Raw genomic sequence first — 19,369 nt, 5'->3', positions numbered from 1 at the left:
CCGTGTGCCTCCTATGTCCGCAAATACCCTTTCCCACGCACTGAGGAAAGAGAGAAGTTTAATAGCAGCGCCAAACAAAGCAGAACAATACCCAAAGCAACGCCTTGAGCAAATGCACCTTTTTGGCTTTCCATTGCTATTGCGGTGGGGATATTGCGCGTGACCCCCATAATATTTCCGCCGACCATCATGGAGCAGCCGACTTCAGTAATGATTCTTGAAAATGCTGTAATGGTTGCGGCGATCAACGGGAACCGGTTTTCCCACAATAAAGTGAACGTAACGTGAGGAATGGAAACACCTAACGTTAAGGACGTTTCCAAAGCCCGACGGTCACTCGTCTGCAAAGCACCATGCATCATCGAGACTAAAATGGGAAAACAAATCAGCATCTGGCCGAAAATCATGGCTTTTTGCGTAAACAGCATTTGCCAATCACCCAAAGGGCCGGCTCGCGATAGCATCATGTAAAGAAGTAGACCAATCACAACGGTTGGCACTGCCTGCAGCGTATTCACTAAAGACAAAATCAACCAACGTCCCGGAAAGTCGCAATAAGCGAGGATGAAAGCAAACAGCAACGAAGGGACCAAAACCAGCATCAAAGCAGAAAGCGACACACTGAATGAAACCGTCACAATCGTCCATAATTGTGGGTCAAAGCTGATCAGCAGTTGAAGTGCTTCTAAAGTGGTTTGCCAAAGCGACATGGTTACTTGCTCTCCGCCTTGTTCTTCACTACAGCTTGTGTATTGGCAACTGACTTGGTATTCGCAACGGACTTAGCATTTGCAACAAAAAGTTGTTTGCCTTGTCGCTTAAAGTTATTGATGAGCGTTTGTCCTTTCTGATTTACCAACCAATCGCTGAATACCTTAGCACCTTGATAATTGATGTCAGGGTAGCGTTTTGGGTTCACAAGAATCACTTGATACGGGTTGAACAAGCGTTTATCTCCTTCAATCGCTATACCCAGTTCAACTTTATTTTGATACGCCAACCACGTACCGCGATCCGTTAAAGTATAGCCCTGCATCTCAGAAGCCATATTCAAGGTTGGTCCCATTCCTTGCCCCACGGATCGATAGCCGCCAAAATTCGGCTCTATCGAGCTCTGCGCCCACAGGTTGAGTTCTTTTTTGTGCGTTCCAGAATCATCGCCACGCGAAACAAACATTGATTCGGTGTTCGCAATTTTCTTGAACGCTTTGGCTACGTCGTCTCCACCATAAACCTGTGCAGGATCATCTTTCGGCCCTACGACAACAAAATCGTTATACATTAGGGCTCTAGGTAAAATGCCGTAACCTTTTTCAACAAAATTTGCTTCGGCTTTTGGGGCGTGTGTCATCACTAAGTCGACATCGCCATTTTGCCCCATTCGCAGTGATTTACCCGTCCCTGCAGCGATAACATCCACTTTGTATCCGGTATCTTTTTCAAATTCAGGAAGCAGGTAGTCCAAAAGACCAGAATGATAAGTGCTGGTTGTCGTGGCCAAGCGAACATGGGGCTTTGTTTGGTCGGCAAGTACATGAGAACTGACGGTTGTTGCAAAAAAAGTCGCTGTAATGACGAGTGCAGTCGCGGTGTAATTCATTACTTAATTCCGTTTATTTTAGTTTTTGAATGCATTGGTTTGTACCGTTCGCTCTATACTGAACGAAGCCAAAGGCAAAGAATCGATAGCCTTGGCGAATAGACGCGATAAACAGATACCAAATTGACTGTGCAATCCCAGTGCCAAGTTGATTGGAGTGAAAAACCCTTGATTCTGTGAGGGAAGTCATCCGTTTTGTGATCGCGCCGCATCCGAAAAATTTGAGCTAGGACAAAATGTCGCACATACTTAGTTTTCCAATTGATCTCGATTGGTACACTCTGTCCCAGTTTTTCCGAACCCAAAGATGAGCCATATATGTCAGTATCTCAGGATCCATTCATGCAGAACAAAGATGCCAACCCAAATCATGTCGGAAAATATCAAGCGTTCTCGGTTTTGGTGGTAGATGATGAAGTGGGAATGCAAACGATACTGAAGAAAGCACTCGGTAAGTGGTTTTCTAAAGTCGACTGCCAAGGCAGCATTGAAGAAGCGGAAAAATTGCGGCAAGAAAACCATTACGACTTAATCGTCTTGGATATCAATTTACCGGGCAGATCCGGGATCGAATGGACAGAAGCATTCAATGACGATGACCGCCGCAGCGACGTCATTTTCATGACTGGATATGCTGATTTGGAAACTGCGATCAGTGCAATAAAACTGGGCGCGACTGATTTTATACTCAAGCCATTTAACCTAGAGCAAATGCTGCAATCCGTTCAACGCTGCATGGACAAGCGTTTGTCGCAGAGACTTCACCACGCATTAACGCGAGATGTTAAACGCCTAATTAGCAGCGAAATGATTGGTCATTCGGAAAAAACCAAGTCACTCAAACAGTTAATGGGACAATTTGCGCCATCTCGCGCTTCCATTTTGGTAGAGGGTGAATCAGGTACCGGAAAAGAGTTGGTAGCACGCGGTGTCCATGTTGCCAGTGGTCGAACGGGACCATTTGTCCCTATCAACTGCGGAGCCATTGCCCCAGAACTGCTGGAAAGTGAGTTGTTTGGCCATACGGCGGGAGCGTTTACAGGGGCAAAGAAAAGCCGAGAAGGGCTATTCAGAGTTGCCAGTGGAGGGACGCTGTTTTTGGACGAAATAGGGGAGATGCCCATTGCCATGCAGTCTTCACTTTTACGTGTGTTAGAGCAACGAACCATTCGACCTGTCGGCAGTGAAAAAGAAATCAGCGTTGATGTACGAATTGTTGCAGCAACCAATAGAAATTTAAAAGATGAAGTGGATACCGGGACGTTTCGAAAAGATCTCTATTATCGGCTAAATGTATTAAAAATCGACGTGCCTCCTTTAAGAGAAAGAAAAACAGACTTAATCGATTTGGTGCCTTTCTTTACCAAAACATTAGCAAAAGAGTTAGGTATGCCGGAACCAAAATGGGCACATGAAGACATACTGGCAATGCATGACTATGACTGGCCAGGCAACATTCGTGAATTAAAAAACTTAATGGAGCGCTGCATTTTGCTCGGAAAACCTCCTGCCCATCATTGGCGAGAACTCAACGCAGATTACTCTCAGCCTGCTCAGGCAAGCATAACAGTGACAACGTCACTAGAAACTGCATTGCCAAGTTTACCGGATTACCGGAGCGACGAGATATTAGGTTACCCCAATGAATGGAGTTTAAAAGAAGTCGAAAAGCGGCACATCAAACAAGTGGTTTCCCATCACGACGGAAATAAATCGGCTGCCTCGCGCCAATTGGGCGTTGCAAGAAAAACGTTAGAAAGAAAATACAAAGAGTGGGAACTAGAAGGATCAGACGATGCGGAATAACAAATCTGGAACGTCTAACGTTTTTACCTTATGGCGTTTGCGACTCAAATCAATGGTGCGCTATCGGTTGTTGTTCTTAACGTCTGCACCCATTTTGCTCACATTGCTCGCGTTGGTGGGTATCACCTTCTATTGGTCGACACATTATACGTGGCAAAACGCCTTGGTTAATGTGTCTGAAAAACTCTCCGTAGCAGACAACAGTATTCAAATTCTTCAGGAACGTCAGTTCCAAAGTGTTAAATCCTTATCCAACTCTTACCCATTTCAAGTTCGTTTGATGTCGGTTTATCGAGATGCGTTAGAGCTTGAGGAATGGGTCGGATCCCAAAAGAACAAGTATCAGCTCGATTTTCTACGCTGGGTGCCGATAGACAAAGCGACGAACCATCAATTACTTGCTCAAAAAGCATCTTTTTTTGAAGTGTTTAATACAGAACAAATGAATGAGTACGACGACGATCTGGCTGTTCGAGCGGAGATCCCATTACTGAATGGAAACGGCGTCGAATCTCGCGGTTTAATTAGCCGTAGCGTATTACCAGTACGAGATGAAGACCAACACGTATTGGGTTACTTAGATGGTGGGTTACTGCTTAATAACAGCACTGGTTTAGTTGATCAGATTCGCGACTTAATTTACGCCAAACCAACTGAATTGCAGCCACAAATCGGAACCGTAACCCTGTTTATGGACGATTTACGCATAAGTACCAACGTACCGCTAGATAGCCAAGCCCACAAAGGAAGAGCGATTGGCACAACGGTTTCGCTTCAAGTGAAACAGGCTGTTTTAGAAAGGGGAGAAAACTGGATTGATCGTGCCTACGTGTATGACGATTGGTACATAACCGCTTATCAACCCATTTATAACCAATACAACGATGTTATTGGGATGCTGTACACCGGTTATCTCATTTGGCCTCTCATTAAAATTTACATTACCAACCTCGGTGAAATCAGCTTAACTATTCTCGCTTTGTTGTTGATTTCAGGCATGATTGTTTATCGCGGCTCTCGTGATTTGTTTCACCCAATCGAGCGGATTCACCATGTCGTTAAATCCGTCCAAGCAGGGCGAGACAAGCGAATTGGCCAATTAGGCTTGGATGATGAACACGAATTAACCCAATTGGCACGGCAATTCGACAACATGCTCGATTTGTTGGCGCAACGAAATGCCGAAATTCGCCAGGCCGCTGATCAGCTCGAAGGAAAAGTACAAAATCGTACGGCGAAATTGCGAGAAAAAACGGAACAACTCGAACTGCATATCCAATTACTCAATCAAACTCGCGATAAGCTTGTGGTGAACGAAAAGCTTGCCGCACTAGGTGAGCTTACTGCGGGCATCGCGCATGAGATCAACAACCCAACAGCGGTCATCTTAGGGAATGTTGAGCTTCTTAAGTTTGCTCTTGGCGATAAAGCTGGCTCGATAGAAGAAGAAATTCAAACCATCCTTGACCAAATAGATCGCATCCGAAATATCACGCGCAGTTTGCTGCAATACAGCCGCCAAGGTGGCGTGCAAGACGAAGTCACTTGGCAACACGTTAACCCTATCGTTGAAGAAAGCCTCACCTTAGTTAAAACAGGCGCCAAAAAGCGGGACGTTCAATTTGTCACAGAGCTTAACGCCAAGTCCGTTGTTGAAGTAAATCGCCACCACTTGCTGCAAATTTTAGTCAACTTAGAAATGAACGCCATTCATGCCATGAGCGGAGAAGGGGTTCTCACCATTCGGACAGAAGACTGGATGGATGACGATGAAGAATCAAAAGGCGCGATTCTTCATGTCGTCGATCAAGGGTGTGGTATCCCAGACGAGCAGCTAAAACGTATTTTTGATCCGTTCTACACAACTAAACGAGATGGCACTGGGCTTGGTTTGTCGGTTTCGCAAAGTATCTTAAGCCAAACGGGCGGGGAAATTAAAGTGACGTCTAAAGTGGGGTTAGGAAGTCAATTTTCTATTTACTTACCATTGAAATCGAATTCCGTAGATTTAGTTGTTATGAACTAGGATCCCTAGCGTACTTAACCAAACAAGTAATACACCTAACCAAGCGAAGATTGACGCTCTAGAGCCCAATTAACACTTGCATCAGGCCGCGTTGCCAAGTACCGTTGCACCGCGTTTTTTTATCTAAGAGGTTAGGTTTTGATTTCTACCGCGAATATCACACAGCAATTTGGCGCGAAGCCACTATTTGAAAACATTTCAGTTAAGTTTGGCGAAGGCAACCGTTACGGTCTGATTGGCGCAAATGGGTGTGGTAAATCCACTTTCATGAAAATCCTTAGCGGAGAACTCGACCAAACTTCTGGTAACGTCAGCTATGACCCAAATGAGCGTGTCGCCAAACTGAGCCAGGATCAGTTTGCCTATGAAGAATTTACAGTTATCGACACTGTTATCATGGGACACAAAGAACTTTGGGAAGTGAAACAAGAGCGTGACCGCATTTACTCTTTGGCTGAAATGAGCGAAGAAGATGGCATGAAAGTCGCGGATCTTGAAACAGAATTCGCAGAAATGGACGGCTACATGGCCGAATCTAAAGCAGGAGAACTTCTCCTCGCGGTAGGTATTCCATTGGAGCAACACTTTGGCTTGATGAGCGAAGTGGCACCGGGTTGGAAATTGCGTGTGCTTTTGGCGCAAATTCTATTTGCAGACCCAGACATCATGCTGCTCGACGAACCAACCAACAACTTGGATATCGATACTATCCGCTGGTTGGAAGATACGCTTAATGAGCGTAACTGCACCATGATCATCATCTCGCACGATCGTCACTTCCTAAACAGTGTTTGTACACACATGGCGGATCTCGATTACGGTGAACTCCGTGTTTACCCAGGTAACTACGACGAATACATGACAGCGGCATCGCAAGCACGTGACCGTCTATTAGCTGATAACGCGAAGAAAAAGGCTCAAATAGCTGAACTGCAAACGTTTGTTGCGCGTTTCTCTGCAAACGCCTCTAAAGCAAAACAGGCTACTTCTCGTGCTAAACAAATTGATAAAATTAAGCTCGATGAAGTAAAAGCATCTAGCCGTCAAAACCCATTCATTCGTTTTGAACAATCGAAAGAGCTGTTCCGAAATGCATTGATTGTTGAGAACCTGACACAAGGTTTCGAAAACGACTTATTCACCGATTTCAACGCGATTTTTGAAGTGGGTGAGCGTGTTGCCATTATTGGTGAAAACGGCGTGGGTAAAACGACACTGCTTAATACGCTGGCTGGCGCGCTTGAACCTCGTAACGGTTCATTCAAATGGTCTGAGAATTCAAACGTAGGCTACTACGCTCAAGATCACGCGGAAGAATTCGCCGAAGACATGAACCTTATGGATTGGATGGGGCAATGGCGGCAAGAAGGCGATGACGAGCAAGTGATTCGCAGTTTCTTAGGTCGTATGTTGTTCTCGCAAGATGACATCAAAAAGTCGGTAAAAGTACTGTCTGGTGGTGAGCAAGGTCGTATGTTGCTTGGTAAGCTGATGATGCATAAACCCAACATGCTTCTAATGGATGAGCCAACCAACCACATGGATATGGAATCTATTGAATCCTTGAATAACGCTTTGGAGCAATACAAAGGGACGTTGTTCTTCGTCTCTCACGATCGCGTATTTGTGGATTCTTTGGCGACACGTATCATTGAAATCAAAGACAATCAGATCACAGATTTCAAAGGAACGTACGCTGAGTTCCTAAAATCTCGCGGTGTGGAAGAGTAAAAAAGAAGGGTAGGTTTTCGAACAAAATCTGCCTGTATACTCAAACCACCTCAAGGTGCTAGGTTCAGCGAGAATTGCTTGGTTTTCAGGTAAGGCACCGATTTGAAGATCTAGTGGTTCTAAATCAAAAATTGGTAACGCAGCGTGAAAACCAAGCAAACTCGCCCTTGGGAGCTTATCTTCTGTCCCATTTCATCGTCAAAGAACTGGGAAAGGACTCGTCATTCCACTGCGTTCTTCTCCTTGAACTGACACAGAAGATATAGCTCTGAATCCTGCATCTTGAGGTGGTTTGAGTATATATCCTCTGGCAATGTCAGCTAATCTTTGCTGAATTTATCTATCTCTTGCCGAGGTTTAATACACTCAAATTCAATCAAAACGCTCAAAATCTTGAGCGTTTTTTTTCGTTCAAATTTCTTCATTTCCATCTCACTTGTGAGACATCTAGATCAGAAAAAGTACATTCGAATGGTAAAAAGTACTTTTCTGCACCAAAAAAATTCTCTTTTGACTAATTTTGAATTGTGATTGTTGCGAGCTTGTTAATTAGTCGAGCTTAACAATAAACTAAAAACAGTCGAGGGAATGAACATGAAATCCAGGACATTACTTTCTGCCTCTATCGCTCTAGCCGCTATGACAAGTACATACGCTATGGCCGCAACAGAGCTAACGATCGCGACGGTGAATAACGGTCATATGATCGAAATGCAGAAGCTTAGTACCGCATACGAAGAGGCTAATCCAGGTATCAAACTCAATTGGGTTACCTTGGAGGAAGGAGTGCTTCGCCAACGTGTGACAACCGACATCGCCACCAAAGGTGGGCAATTCGATATCATGACCATTGGTATGTATGAGGCTCCAATATGGGGCAAGAAAGGTTGGCTCAACGAAATTAAAGACGACGCCAACTACAATGCCGACGACATTTTACCAGCCATTCGCTCTGGCTTATCGGTAGATGGGAAAATGTACGCGGTTCCGTTCTATGGCGAAAGTTCTATGGTGATGTACCGTAAAGACTTGGTCGATAAAGCGGGTATGACGGTTCCAGATAACGCTTCTTGGGGTCATATTCGTGATGTAGCCGGTGCGATTCACGATCCCGATAACGGTGTTTACGGAATCTGTCTTCGCGGTAAGCCTGGGTGGGGCGACAACGCTGCATTCATCACAACCATGGCCAATTCGTTTGGTGCGCGTTGGTTTGATGAAGATTGGAAACCTCAGTTAAATTCTCCGGAGTGGAACCATGCTGTTTCATTCTACATCGACCTTTTATCCACTTACGGACCACCGGGCTCAACATCCAACAGCTTCAACGAAATCCTAGCGTTATACAACGAAGGTAAGTGTGGCATGTGGATAGATGCCACGATCGCCGCTTCATTTATCTCGGATCCAAAGCAGAGCAAAGTTGCCGACAAAGTCGCTTTTGCGCAGGCACCCATTGCGGTAACTAACCGTGGTGCGAACTGGCTTTGGGCTTGGTCTCTTGCAGTACCTGCAGGCAGTAAAAACCAAGTTGAAGCCGAGAAATTTGTTAAATGGGCAACGTCGCAAGACTACATCAAACTGGTTGCGAAAGAGAATGGATGGGCAAATGTACCAACAGGTACTCGTAAATCCACTTATGAAACGCCTGAGTTCCAAGAAGCCGCTGTTTTCGCAGAAGCAGAGCTGAAAGCCATTCAATCTGCAAACCCAGAAAACAGTACGCTCCTTCCAACCCCTTACGTGGGTGTTCAGTTCGCGGCTATTCCTGAATTCCAAGCCATTGGTATCGCTGCTGGTCAGCAGTTCACGAATGCACTGGCAGGAAACGTGACTGTAGAACAAGCGTTAAAAGCTGCAAACAAATCTGCCGACCGCGAAATGCGTAAATCAGGTTACTACAAGTAATCAGTATTGTTTGAGTATTAACAGGAGCGATACTGCTCCTGTTTACTTCGGGGCACTTTTTTCCCCATATCTGTATTTACAAGGAAGTCTTTATGCAAAGGTGGTTACCCAAATTATTGGTATTCCCATCCTTCATCAGCTTATTGCTGTGGATGGTCGTCCCTTTATCCATGACCATTTACTTTTCCGTCATCCGATACAACTTGTTGTATCCGGGAGAAAATAACTACATCGGCGGAATGAACTTTGAATTTTTCTACACCGATGAAGCCTTTTGGCCAGCAGTGACAAACACGCTCACGCTAGTTGGAATGGTACTTGTCGTGACGGTTGTATTTGCAATATTGCTTGCCGTTTTGCTCGACAAACCGTTTAAAGGCCGTGGCATTGTGCGTGTTTTGCTCATCTCACCGTTCTTTATTATGCCAACCGTTAATGCGCTGATTTGGAAAAATCTGATGATGCATCCGGTTTATGGCGTACTCGCATCTATTTGGGAATCCATCGGGTTAGAGCCCGTTGACTGGCTAGCCGATTATCCGCTTGGTTCCATTATTGCGATGTTGAGTTGGCAGTGGATGCCGTTTGCGCTGCTGATTTTTATCACCTCGTTACAGTCCATGGACAATGAGCAAAAAGAAGCTGCCGTGCTGGATGGCGCGACGGGATTTCAGATATTCCGATACCTTACGCTGCCACATCTAGCGAGACCGATAGCGGTCGTGATGATGATTGAAACCATCTTCTTGCTTTCTGTGTTTGCGGAAATCTTCGTGACCACCAGCGGTGGACCGGGGTACGAATCAACAAATTTAGCCTTCTTGATCTTCGCGCAAGCCTTGATGCAGTTTGATGTTGGTGTCGCGTCGGCAGGTGGATTGATCGCCGTGATCCTCGCAAATATCGTCGCGTTCTTCTTAATCCGTGCCATTGGCAAAAACTTAGTCGCCTAGGAGGTTTTATGAATCAGACACATCGATTTAGAGCCATATTGAGCTGGGTGATCGCACTCATCGTGTTTTTCCCAATTATTATGATGCTAATTACATCGTTCAAAACGGAACAACAAGCGATTGCCGTTCCACCTACGTTTATTTTTGAACCTACGGTAGAAAACTACGGCATTGTTCAGGAACGAAGTGATTACTTAAAATTCGCTAAAAACTCTGTGATCACCGCTTTTGGTTCCACTATTTTGGCGTTAATTATTGCCGTACCTGCTGCGTATTCAATGGCGTTTTACCCAGGAAAGCGTACTAAAGACATGTTGCTTTGGATGCTGTCCACCAAGATGCTACCGGCTGTTGGGGTGCTGGTGCCTATCTACATATTGTGTAAGGAAGCAGGGCTGCTGGATAGCAGTTTAGCGCTCACCATCATTTACGCACTTATTAACTTACCCATCATTGTTTGGATGCTGTTTTCGTACTTCAAAGACATTCCAAAAGACATTTTGGAAGCCGTTCGACTTGATGGTGCATCAACGTTAGGCGAGATTCGCCATGTGCTGCTTCCGCTTTCTTTTGGTGGCATTGCGTCAACCGCATTGTTGTCGATTGTATTGAGTTGGAACGAAGCCTTTTGGGCCATCAACTTAACTTCGGCAGATGCAGGCACTCTTGCCACCATGATTTCCACATACTCCAGCCCAGAAGGACTGTTTTGGGCAAAACTATCGGCAGCATCCACGCTTGCTTGTGCACCTATTGTCGTGCTCGGCTGGTTCTGTCAGAAACAACTCGTACAAGGATTGACGTTCGGAGCAGTAAAATGAGTTATTTAACCGTTAACCAACTAGACAAAAAATACGGCGACGCGCTGGCGCTGAAAAACATTAACTTCGAGATCAAAAAAGGCGAGTTTGTTGTATTCGTTGGTCCATCAGGCTGTGGCAAATCTACGCTACTTCGCACCATTGCAGGGTTAGAAGAATCTTCTGCTGGCGGCATTCATTTGGACGGTGAACTCATTACAGAGACGCATCCCTCCAAAAGAAACCTTGCCATGGTGTTTCAAAGTTACGCGCTTTACCCACACATGTCGGTGAAAGAAAACATGGGGTTTGCTTTGAAATTGGCGAATATGCCAAAAGATGAAATTGAATCCAAAGTTCTGAAAGTAGCGAAAGCGCTTAAGTTAGAACCCTTGCTCGAAAGAAAACCCAAAGCACTGTCAGGCGGACAAAGGCAGCGTGTTGCCATTGGTCGGGCGATTGTTCGTAACCCTAAAGTCTTTTTGTTTGACGAGCCTTTATCTAACCTAGATGCCGCTTTGCGTGTAGAGATGCGAATAGAGCTTTCCAGACTGCATCATGAGTTAGGCACCACAATGATCTACGTAACGCATGATCAGGTTGAAGCCATGACTTTAGCGGACAAAGTTGTGATCATGAAAGAGGGAGAAGTCGCTCAAATTGGAACACCGTTAGAGCTCTATCACCAACCAGCAAATCTATTCGTGGCTTCATTCATTGGCACGCCAAAAATGAACATTTTGGGCTTGGGGACGGTGCACTCAGAAGCGCAAGAATTAACCGTTCAGTTAACCGAAAATGCGAAAATGCAGCTACCTGTTCATAAATACAGTGGTGGTGTTCTAGAAGCAAAAACTCTCGGAATTAGACCTGAATCGGTCAAGCTAACCGACCCAATGCAAGGTGATATGTCTGGTGTTGTAGAAGTCATTGAACAACTCGGTTCAGAGACGTTAAGTTACGTCCGCATTGAAAATGGCGAAACGGTCGTGGCAAAACACACACCAGCAGATAGCCCAACTTTGGGGCAAGAAGTTGGGTTGTATCTCGATAAACAACAAGTGTATTTATTCGATAGTAATGATCTCGCCTTAAATATTTACGAGGAGAGCGAGCATGCCAAATAGAATCATTCATTTTGGTGTCGGATCGTTTTTTCGAGGGCACCAAACTTACTATATCGACCGCTACAATCGATTGGTTGAACCCAATGAGAGATGGTTTTACACAGGGGTAAACTTACGTGCAGAATCGCGTGGGCTTATTGAGGCATTGGCAAAACAAAATGGTCGATATCATCTAAAGAAAATATCAGCGTATGGCGATATAGAGATCCGAAAAATTGAAGCATTAGAAAGTGTGATTGACGCTTCAGATAACGTCGGTGCCATAAACGGCTTATTTGTCGATCAAGATACCAAAGCATTGACCATCACGGTCACGGAAGGGGGTTATTACCTAACCGATACCAATGATTTAAACCTAAACGACCCAGAAGTGGCTTGGGATATTGCACATCAAGATCAGCCGAAAACGGTATACGGATATTTGAAGCATGCATTAGAAATCCGAGCAACATCGAATGCAGGCGCCATTACGGTGCTGACGTGTGACAACTTACGCGATAACGGAACTGTGTTGGAAAATGCGTTTAAGCAGTACCTTACCGCAATACAAGATAATGAATTATTGGAATGGGTTAATAAGCACGTCACCTTTCCATGTTGCATGGTGGATAGGATCACCCCAGTTCCACCTACTAACTTAGCGCAAGAGCTTTCTATGGTCGTCGGTGAAAAAGACGAATGCCCAATTATGGGGGAGGATTTTGAGCAGTGGGTTATCGAAGACAAATTTGCTGCGGGTTTTCCGTCATTAGAAAAAGTAGGCGTCACTTTTTCCAACCAAGTGCACGAGTTTGAAGAAACCAAAATTCGTATTTTAAATGGTGGGCACTTTTTGCTTTCTTATGTCGGTGCCCTTAGGGAGTATCAAACGTTCGACGAAAACATGTTTGATGATGAATTGGCTGAGTGGCTGAAGGGATACCATCAAACAGAGGTCATCCCAACCATTGCGAACCCTCCAGTGGATTTAGAGCAATATCGCCAAAAAATCGTAGAACGATTTGGTAACAGCCACATAGCGGATTCAATTGAGCGAATCGCGATGGATAGCGTAAGCAAGTTTCCGCAATTCATCTTGCCCACGGTACGCTTCAATTTGGAAAGAAACCACATGCCCAAATATGCGATTGAGTTGATTGCTCACTGGTACTGCTTTCTTGAAAGATTCCACAATGGGAAATTAGCGTTTAACTACAAAGATCCACACTTCAACAAAGCAAAACAATGGCTTGAAAATAGTGACCCCGTAACATTATTCTTGAAGAATGAAGACGTCTGGCAAGGGGTAACGGCGCAATACCCAGATTTTTCCGAGCAAATGCGAGCTAAGATCCAAGATCTGTCCAAAGCGTATGAGGAGCAACAATGAGCATTACTGCGTATCAAGATGATCAACTCATCCTTCAAGGCAAAGTGGCATTACTCAGCGGTGCAAATGGCGGAATAGGGCTGTCGGTTTGTGAAATCTATGCGTCAAATGGGGCAAAGTGCATGGTATTGGATCTCGGTGAAATCCCTTCAACTGAGTTACAAGCACTGATGCAAGAATATCCCAACTCTGTGCAGTACTGTTCAACAGATGTGACAGACATTAATCAAATTGAGTTAGCTGTCTCTCAGACAAAAGCGCAATTTGGCGGTATAGATATATTGTTCAATAACGCGGCTATTTTCGATATGGGACCTGTTCTAGATTCAAGCCCAGAGCAATTCGATAAGTTATACAGCGTTAACGTAAAGGGCATGTTCTTTGTGATGCAGGCAGTTTTAAAAGAAATGGTCTCGGCAGGGCAAGGAGGCAAAGTGATCAACATGGCTTCACAAGCGGGTCGACGAGGTGAGCCTCTTGTTGCTCATTACTGTGCCACCAAAGCGGCGGTTATCAGTTATACCCAATCCGCAGGTTTAGCCATGGCAGAGCAGGGGATCAATGTGAATGGCATATCACCCGGGGTGGTTGATACTCCGATGTGGGAACATGTCGACAGCCTATTTGCGAAATATGAAAACCGCCCGCTTGGTGAGAAGAAGCGGTTGGTTGGAGAAGAGGTACCACTCGGTAGAATGGGGGTTCCAGCAGATATGGCAGGCATGGCGCTGTTCTTGGCATCACCGATGGCAAATTATATTACTGCTCAGACATTTAATGTCGACGGTGGGAATGCGATGAATTAGCCCAAATTAAGCATCTTGTAGGTTTAAGCATCTTTCAGGGATCGCTAAACCTAAAAACAAAAGGAAGGATAATGGCGCACTATTTAGGGATTGATATTGGTACATCTTCAGTTAAAAGCTTGTTGATGGATGGAAGCGGGCAAGTGGTGGATTCAACGAGCGAATCCTACCCAGCGTCAACGCCTCATCCGTTATGGTCAGAGCAGGAGCCCGACTTATGGTGGGAAGCCACGCTGCGTACCATGCAAGCTCTAAGAAGCCAATACCCTGCGCCATTTAATGACATCAAATGCATTGGGCTATCTGGGCAGATGCATGGTGCGGTGATGCTTGATGAATCATTTAAGCCCGTGCGCCCTGCGATTTTGTGGAACGATGGCCGCTCGCACTTGGACGCAGATGCCATGAATGAAGAGCACCCAGACCTTGGCATGATTGCTGGCGTGCCTGCCATGTCGGGTTTTACTGCGCCTAAGCTGCGTTGGATGGCAGAAAACGAACCCGAAGTGTTGAAATCTGTTCGTTACTTAATGCTTCCCAAGGACTATGTGCGATTGAAGCTGACGGGAAAGCTCGCTACAGACATGAGCGATGCAGCGGGAACCTTGTGGCTGGATGAAGCAAACCGTTGTTGGTCGGATGAAATACTCATTCTTTCAGGCATTTCACGTGACTTGATGGTGGCATTGAAAGAAGGGACAGAATCCACGGGGAATCTAACTCAGCAGGCAGCAGACGTTACGGTACTTAACACCGATGTCATGGTGTGTGCTGGAGGGGGAGACGCTGCTTGTGGCGCATTGGGAATTGGGGCGATCAATCAAGGTGATGCGTTTATCTCACTGGGTACGTCTGCGCAGTATTTTGTTACGACAGACACCTACAAGCCGTATCCGGATGCGTTGGTTCATTCTTTTGCTCATGCCATTCCAGACCGCTGGTTTCAAATGGCGTGCATGCTCAACGGTGCGAGCCCTCTCAAATGGTTTGCAGACCTCACGCGGCAAGATATTGGTGAGCTGATCAACGATCTTGAATCACACTACGATCCAGCTCAGCCTACTTTGTTTCTTCCTTACTTGATGGGGGAAAGAACCCCTCACAATAACCCGTTTGCCACTGCAAGCTTTCATCATATGACTTGGGCAACGCAGGGGCATCATATGGTGCAAGCCATTCTAGAAGGTGTGGCATTTTCCTTATTGGATTGCCAAAACGCGATCAAAGAAAGTGGTACGCAAGTGGAATACCTTGGTGCAATAGGAGGCGGAGCCAAAAGCCGTTTATGGTTACAAATTGTCGCCAATATCCTAAACGTAAAAATCATTCGATATGAGGGTGGTGAAAGCGGTCCTGCGTTCGGTGCGGCTAGGCTCGCTAAAATTTGCCACACCGGAGATTCAGTCGAGTCGGTCTGCACTTCGCCAAAGGTGATTGAAGAAATCATACCTGATACAAATTGTGCCAACGTGTATCACAAAAAATATGAAGAATTTCGAACGCTATATAAAGAGTATGAATCCGTACGTTCGAATAGAGTAGGAGCTTCGTATGTCGACGTATGAAATTAAGCCCTTTAACCACGAAAGTATCGGCGAACGCCCTGTTTGGGAGTTTGTCGAATTCGATAAAGAGTCGGTGGGCTACACCGAGCACGGCGTACCTCATCATAGAATAAAATGGCATGTTCATGAGCAATATGAGTTGCACCTAATTGTTAAAACCACCGGAAAAGCCATGATAGGCAATCATGTCGGTCCTTTTTCCCCTGGTCACTTAACGCTTGTTGGCCCTTGGCTGCCTCATAACTGGGTAAGTTATTTATCTGAGGGGGAAACGCACAAGCTGCGAGATATGGTGATTCTTTTTGAACCCGAACTCATTCAACGAGCAACCCAAATTTTCCCAGAGCTTTCTCAGTTTTTGCGACTAATAGAGCAAGCTAAAATGGGGATCGAATTCATTGATGTTCCGATGGAAGTTAGCATGGAATACATGAATGCCGTCAGGTGCTCTCAGGGTGTCGAAAAGCTGATTCACTTTCTGAAATTCATGGCGTTCTTAAACGTTCAAAAAACGCGAATATTGTCGACTTTACCGCCTACGCTTAAAAAAGACTCGGAGATGATGAACAGCAAAATCAATCTGGTGCTTGATTTTGTCATGTTGAACTACAAAAAAACGATAAAAGTGAAAGAGGTCGCCGATCTTATCGACATGACGGAGTCTTACTTTTCCCGATTTTTCCATAAGTCGACAGGACATCGATTCACCGATTTTGTTAACCGGATTCGCGTGCAGCGGGCGTGCATCAAACTGATTGAATCGAAAGACAGTATTGCTGACATTAGTAAACAGGTTGGCTTCACCAATTTAGCGAATTTCAGCCGTCAGTTCAGAAGAATAAAAGGGCTAACCCCTTTGGCTTACAGAAAGAAAAACACGATGGAAGGGTAGAGTCCTCAGCTCGAAAACAAAATGTAAGTTCCTAAAAGCGAGTTGCCTTGTCGGTTTGTTTCAGTTTTGAAAATATTTGAGAGGTTTATAAATATAAAAGTACCTATGTCTTAGTTTTAGTAGAAACGTCAAGTGTTTCATCGGTATTCCGATACCTTTGTATACGTATGCGTAATTAAGTTAAAAGCTGGGGGAAATTGTGGGACTAAAAAATAAGATATTTGTAGTGAGCTTGGTGTCAATTTTCCTCTTGGGAGTCATTCTCTTACTCGTACTAACAAACAGGATGAATGTCTATCAAAACAAGCTTATAGAAGATCTGCGGATAACCATGATGTCAGAAAAGCAGGAAAAGCTTACGGCTGTTATTGACACCGCTTACAGCACCCTAAAACCCGCATTATCAAACATGAAAGGTGAAGAGTTAAAACAGGAACTAGCCTCACGTGTTCAAGAGTTGCGCTTCGTAGATGGAGACCCTAATAGCTACTTCTATATTCACGACATGCAAGGCGTGGTGATAGCTCATGGCTCTAATCCGAAAAATGTGGGTAAATCACAGTGGGATCTTAAAAATGCGAAGGATCAATATATAGTCCGGCAAATCGTCCAAAGTGCAAAATCTGGTGATGGTTTTACCATTTTTGATGGTTATAAGCCTACGGAAGATAAGTATTACCCAAAAATGACATTCAGTCGCTATATCCCTGAGCAAGGCTACGCACTTACAACAGGCTTTTACATTGATGATATTGACGGTGTAATTCAGAAGAAAAAAGCCATATTAGATGATAAATATTTCTCATTAATTTTTACTACAGCGATGGTTACCGCTATTGCTGCACTTATAACAAGCTCTATCGTATATGTAGTTATATCGAGAACCATGAAGCCTTTAGAAGAAATTGGTGTTCAATTGGAGGGGCTCAGTAAGGGGAACGGTGATTTAACAGCAAGGCTCGATATATCTTCAAACGATGAAATAGGAAAAGTTGCCAGTTCATTCAATAACTTTGTTAATAAGTTGCAGGATATGCTGAATAATCTATCAGAGGTTTCGCACCATTTATCTTTAAGTACATCTAAGGCTGAGTCTTCTAATCATGAAACACAATCACAGATTGATAAACAATTAGATCAGGTAAACATGGTCGCTACAGCTATTGAAGAAATGTCTTCGGCTAGTGTTGAAATAGCCAGAGATTCTGAAGCTTCAGCCTGTGAAGTAGAAAGCTGTTTTACCAATACTCGTCAAGGTCAGGAATTGACCAACAAGACCAAAGAAGCCGTAGAGCAACTGAACCATGAAATTCGTTCAACCGCAAAATATATTGAAAATCTAAACGCAAATACTAGCGATATTTCTCAAATAATTGAGACTATACAGGGCATTGCCGAACAAACGAATTTACTCGCACTGAATGCAGCGATTGAAGCAGCGAGAGCGGGAGAGTTTGGGCGCGGATTCGCCGTTGTAGCTGATGAAGTGCGCAGTTTATCCCAAAAGACAACCGAATCCGCTTCAGAAATCAGAGATATGATTTTGGAACTTCAGTCTATAACTGAAAGCACAACGAAGAGTATCAAGACGACGGGTGCTACAGCGATCACTTCGGTTGAATACATCAACGAAGTTGAGCTTCAATTTGATTCAATTACAGATTCTATGAAGCGTGTGCAGCAAATGTCAGCGCAAATTGCGACTGCTAGTGAGGAGCAAAGCACCGTGAGCAAGGAAATAGCACAGAATACAACAGAAGTAAAAGATATTGCTCAGACCTTATCTAGGCAAAGTCAAGAAAGTGTTGAAGAAGCAAGCATAGTAAATGAGAAAGTTGGGTTAATGAATTCGCAGTTGGATCAGTTTAAGATTTAGGAAAAGTATTGATTTGAAGATCTAGTAGTTATAACTCAATAATGACGCTTGAAAGTGAACTCGCCCTTGGGACTTAATTACAGCGCCATTTAATCGTCAAAGAGCTTGGAAAAGACTCCCCATTACGAAGCGTTTTTCCCTGCACAGAAACGATAGTAATGTTTAGACACGTGAGCAACACGTTCACTTTTTGAAGGATATAGCTAATCCACAAAAATATGATTATACACAAAGAGTATTGCAACCAGACGCCACCCATATTTAGCGCGAGTGGCGTCATTTAAATTCTTATTCTACGATATGTCACTCATCCATCTGTATGAGCAGAATGGAAACTTGTACGCTGTATTTCCGCCTTTATCAGTGTGTTCGTGTTTTAGAATAAGTATCGAATGGCGCTAATTTTCTACCTCCACTATTTCTAGATGCTCATCCCTGTCAGCTGCTTCAAGCATCTTACGAATAACAACTGAACAAATCATCGCGATCCCTACGATTACAATTGCCAGAACCGTGAGCAGCTGGAAATAGTCTCCATACACAGTTTGAACAATTTCTTGAGTTAATTCCTGCCCTTTTTCCATTGCGATAGAGGTAGAAAAAACTGCACCAACAATACCGCTTAATGCTATAGCAACGGAAAATAGCGATACAGAAAACCCTTCTATCCGCCTTGGAGCAACTGACAAGATAAATGCGACAACCAAACTACCGACAATGACTTCGGCAAAGGCTTGGAAAAAATGAATAGCAAGGAAGACCTCTGGGCGGATAATGACATCTTCACCTATATTCACTACAGCTAAAGTCAAAATACCGAAGGCAATAGCAGTTGTAGTGGCATAGTGAATTTGGTCACCTGATTAGAGGTGTTAAGATGCGCCTCGTACACAACAGGTGGAACTATGAC

Annotated in this window: 13 protein-coding genes and 2 pseudogenes; 12 read left to right on the top strand and 3 right to left on the bottom strand. The window is 44.5% G+C overall.

Annotated elements, in window-relative coordinates:
* Positions 1–11: 11 nt before the first annotated feature.
* Entirely contained in the window at positions 12–710 is a 699-nt protein-coding gene (locus Q8W40_RS26160) for an ABC transporter permease (protein WP_305401441.1), read from the bottom strand.
* A gap of 68 nt (positions 711–778) precedes the next feature.
* Positions 779–1,600 (bottom strand): annotated as a pseudogene (locus Q8W40_RS26155) (substrate-binding domain-containing protein); the annotation flags it as partial.
* Between the two features lie 318 nt (positions 1,601–1,918).
* On the opposite strand from Q8W40_RS26155, the gene Q8W40_RS26150 reads away from it, so the two are divergent.
* From Q8W40_RS26150 to Q8W40_RS26095, 12 genes are all read left to right on the top strand, one after another.
* A complete protein-coding gene (locus tag Q8W40_RS26150) occupies positions 1,919–3,406 on the top strand; it encodes a sigma-54-dependent transcriptional regulator (RefSeq protein WP_305401440.1) in 1,488 nt (495 codons plus the stop codon).
* Positions 3,396–5,432, top strand: coding sequence for a sensor histidine kinase (locus Q8W40_RS26145; RefSeq protein ID WP_305401439.1), 2,037 nt, complete (start codon positions 3,396–3,398; stop codon positions 5,430–5,432). Before Q8W40_RS26150 ends, Q8W40_RS26145 begins: the two co-directional genes overlap by 11 nt.
* 138 nt (positions 5,433–5,570) lie before the next feature.
* Positions 5,571–7,163 carry an ABC-F family ATPase gene (locus tag Q8W40_RS26140; protein WP_305401437.1) on the top strand — a complete coding sequence of 531 codons (1,593 nt, stop codon included), beginning with the start codon at positions 5,571–5,573 and terminating at the stop codon, positions 7,161–7,163.
* 594 nt (positions 7,164–7,757) lie between these two features.
* The gene (locus Q8W40_RS26135) at positions 7,758–9,071 is read left to right on the top strand and encodes an ABC transporter substrate-binding protein (protein ID WP_101113811.1); all 1,314 of its coding nucleotides are present in this window, start codon (positions 7,758–7,760) and stop codon (positions 9,069–9,071) included.
* Positions 9,072–9,163: 92 nt separating this feature from the next.
* Positions 9,164–10,024, top strand: a complete 861-nt coding sequence (locus Q8W40_RS26130; RefSeq protein WP_305401435.1) for a carbohydrate ABC transporter permease — start codon at positions 9,164–9,166, stop codon at positions 10,022–10,024.
* Between the two features lie 8 nt (positions 10,025–10,032).
* A complete protein-coding gene (locus Q8W40_RS26125; protein ID WP_305401433.1) occupies positions 10,033–10,845 on the top strand; it encodes a carbohydrate ABC transporter permease in 813 nt (270 codons plus the stop codon).
* Entirely contained in the window at positions 10,842–11,951 is a 1,110-nt protein-coding gene (locus Q8W40_RS26120) for an ABC transporter ATP-binding protein (RefSeq protein ID WP_305401431.1), read from the top strand. The genes Q8W40_RS26125 and Q8W40_RS26120 overlap by 4 nt, the downstream gene beginning before the upstream one ends.
* Positions 11,941–13,320: a mannitol dehydrogenase family protein gene (locus Q8W40_RS26115; protein WP_305401429.1), complete on the top strand. Its 1,380-nt coding sequence runs from the start codon at positions 11,941–11,943 to the stop codon at positions 13,318–13,320. The genes Q8W40_RS26120 and Q8W40_RS26115 overlap by 11 nt, the downstream gene beginning before the upstream one ends.
* Positions 13,317–14,126: an L-iditol 2-dehydrogenase gene (locus Q8W40_RS26110; protein ID WP_305401428.1), complete on the top strand. Its 810-nt coding sequence runs from the start codon at positions 13,317–13,319 to the stop codon at positions 14,124–14,126. Before Q8W40_RS26115 ends, Q8W40_RS26110 begins: the two co-directional genes overlap by 4 nt.
* Before the next feature lie 71 nt (positions 14,127–14,197).
* Complete coding sequence (gene xylB, locus Q8W40_RS26105) at positions 14,198–15,691, top strand: xylulokinase (RefSeq protein ID WP_305401426.1); 1,494 nt, start codon at positions 14,198–14,200, stop codon at positions 15,689–15,691.
* A complete protein-coding gene (locus Q8W40_RS26100) occupies positions 15,678–16,583 on the top strand; it encodes an AraC family transcriptional regulator (protein WP_305401424.1) in 906 nt (301 codons plus the stop codon). The genes xylB and Q8W40_RS26100 overlap by 14 nt, the downstream gene beginning before the upstream one ends.
* A gap of 286 nt (positions 16,584–16,869) precedes the next feature.
* Entirely contained in the window at positions 16,870–18,459 is a 1,590-nt protein-coding gene (locus Q8W40_RS26095) for a methyl-accepting chemotaxis protein (protein WP_305401484.1), read from the top strand.
* Positions 18,460–18,857: 398 nt separating this feature from the next.
* On the opposite strand, the pseudogene Q8W40_RS26090 reads toward Q8W40_RS26095, so the two are convergent.
* Positions 18,858–19,292, bottom strand: a pseudogene (locus Q8W40_RS26090) (major facilitator superfamily transporter); the annotation flags it as partial.
* Between the last annotated feature and the right edge of the window lie 77 nt (positions 19,293–19,369).

The sequence above is a fragment of the Vibrio penaeicida genome, assembly GCF_030689305.1.
In the GTDB taxonomy this organism is placed as follows: domain Bacteria; phylum Pseudomonadota; class Gammaproteobacteria; order Enterobacterales; family Vibrionaceae; genus Vibrio; species Vibrio penaeicida_B.
The sequence above is the reverse complement of the archived record's forward strand: the minus strand, read 5'-3'. Positions and strand labels throughout refer to the sequence as shown.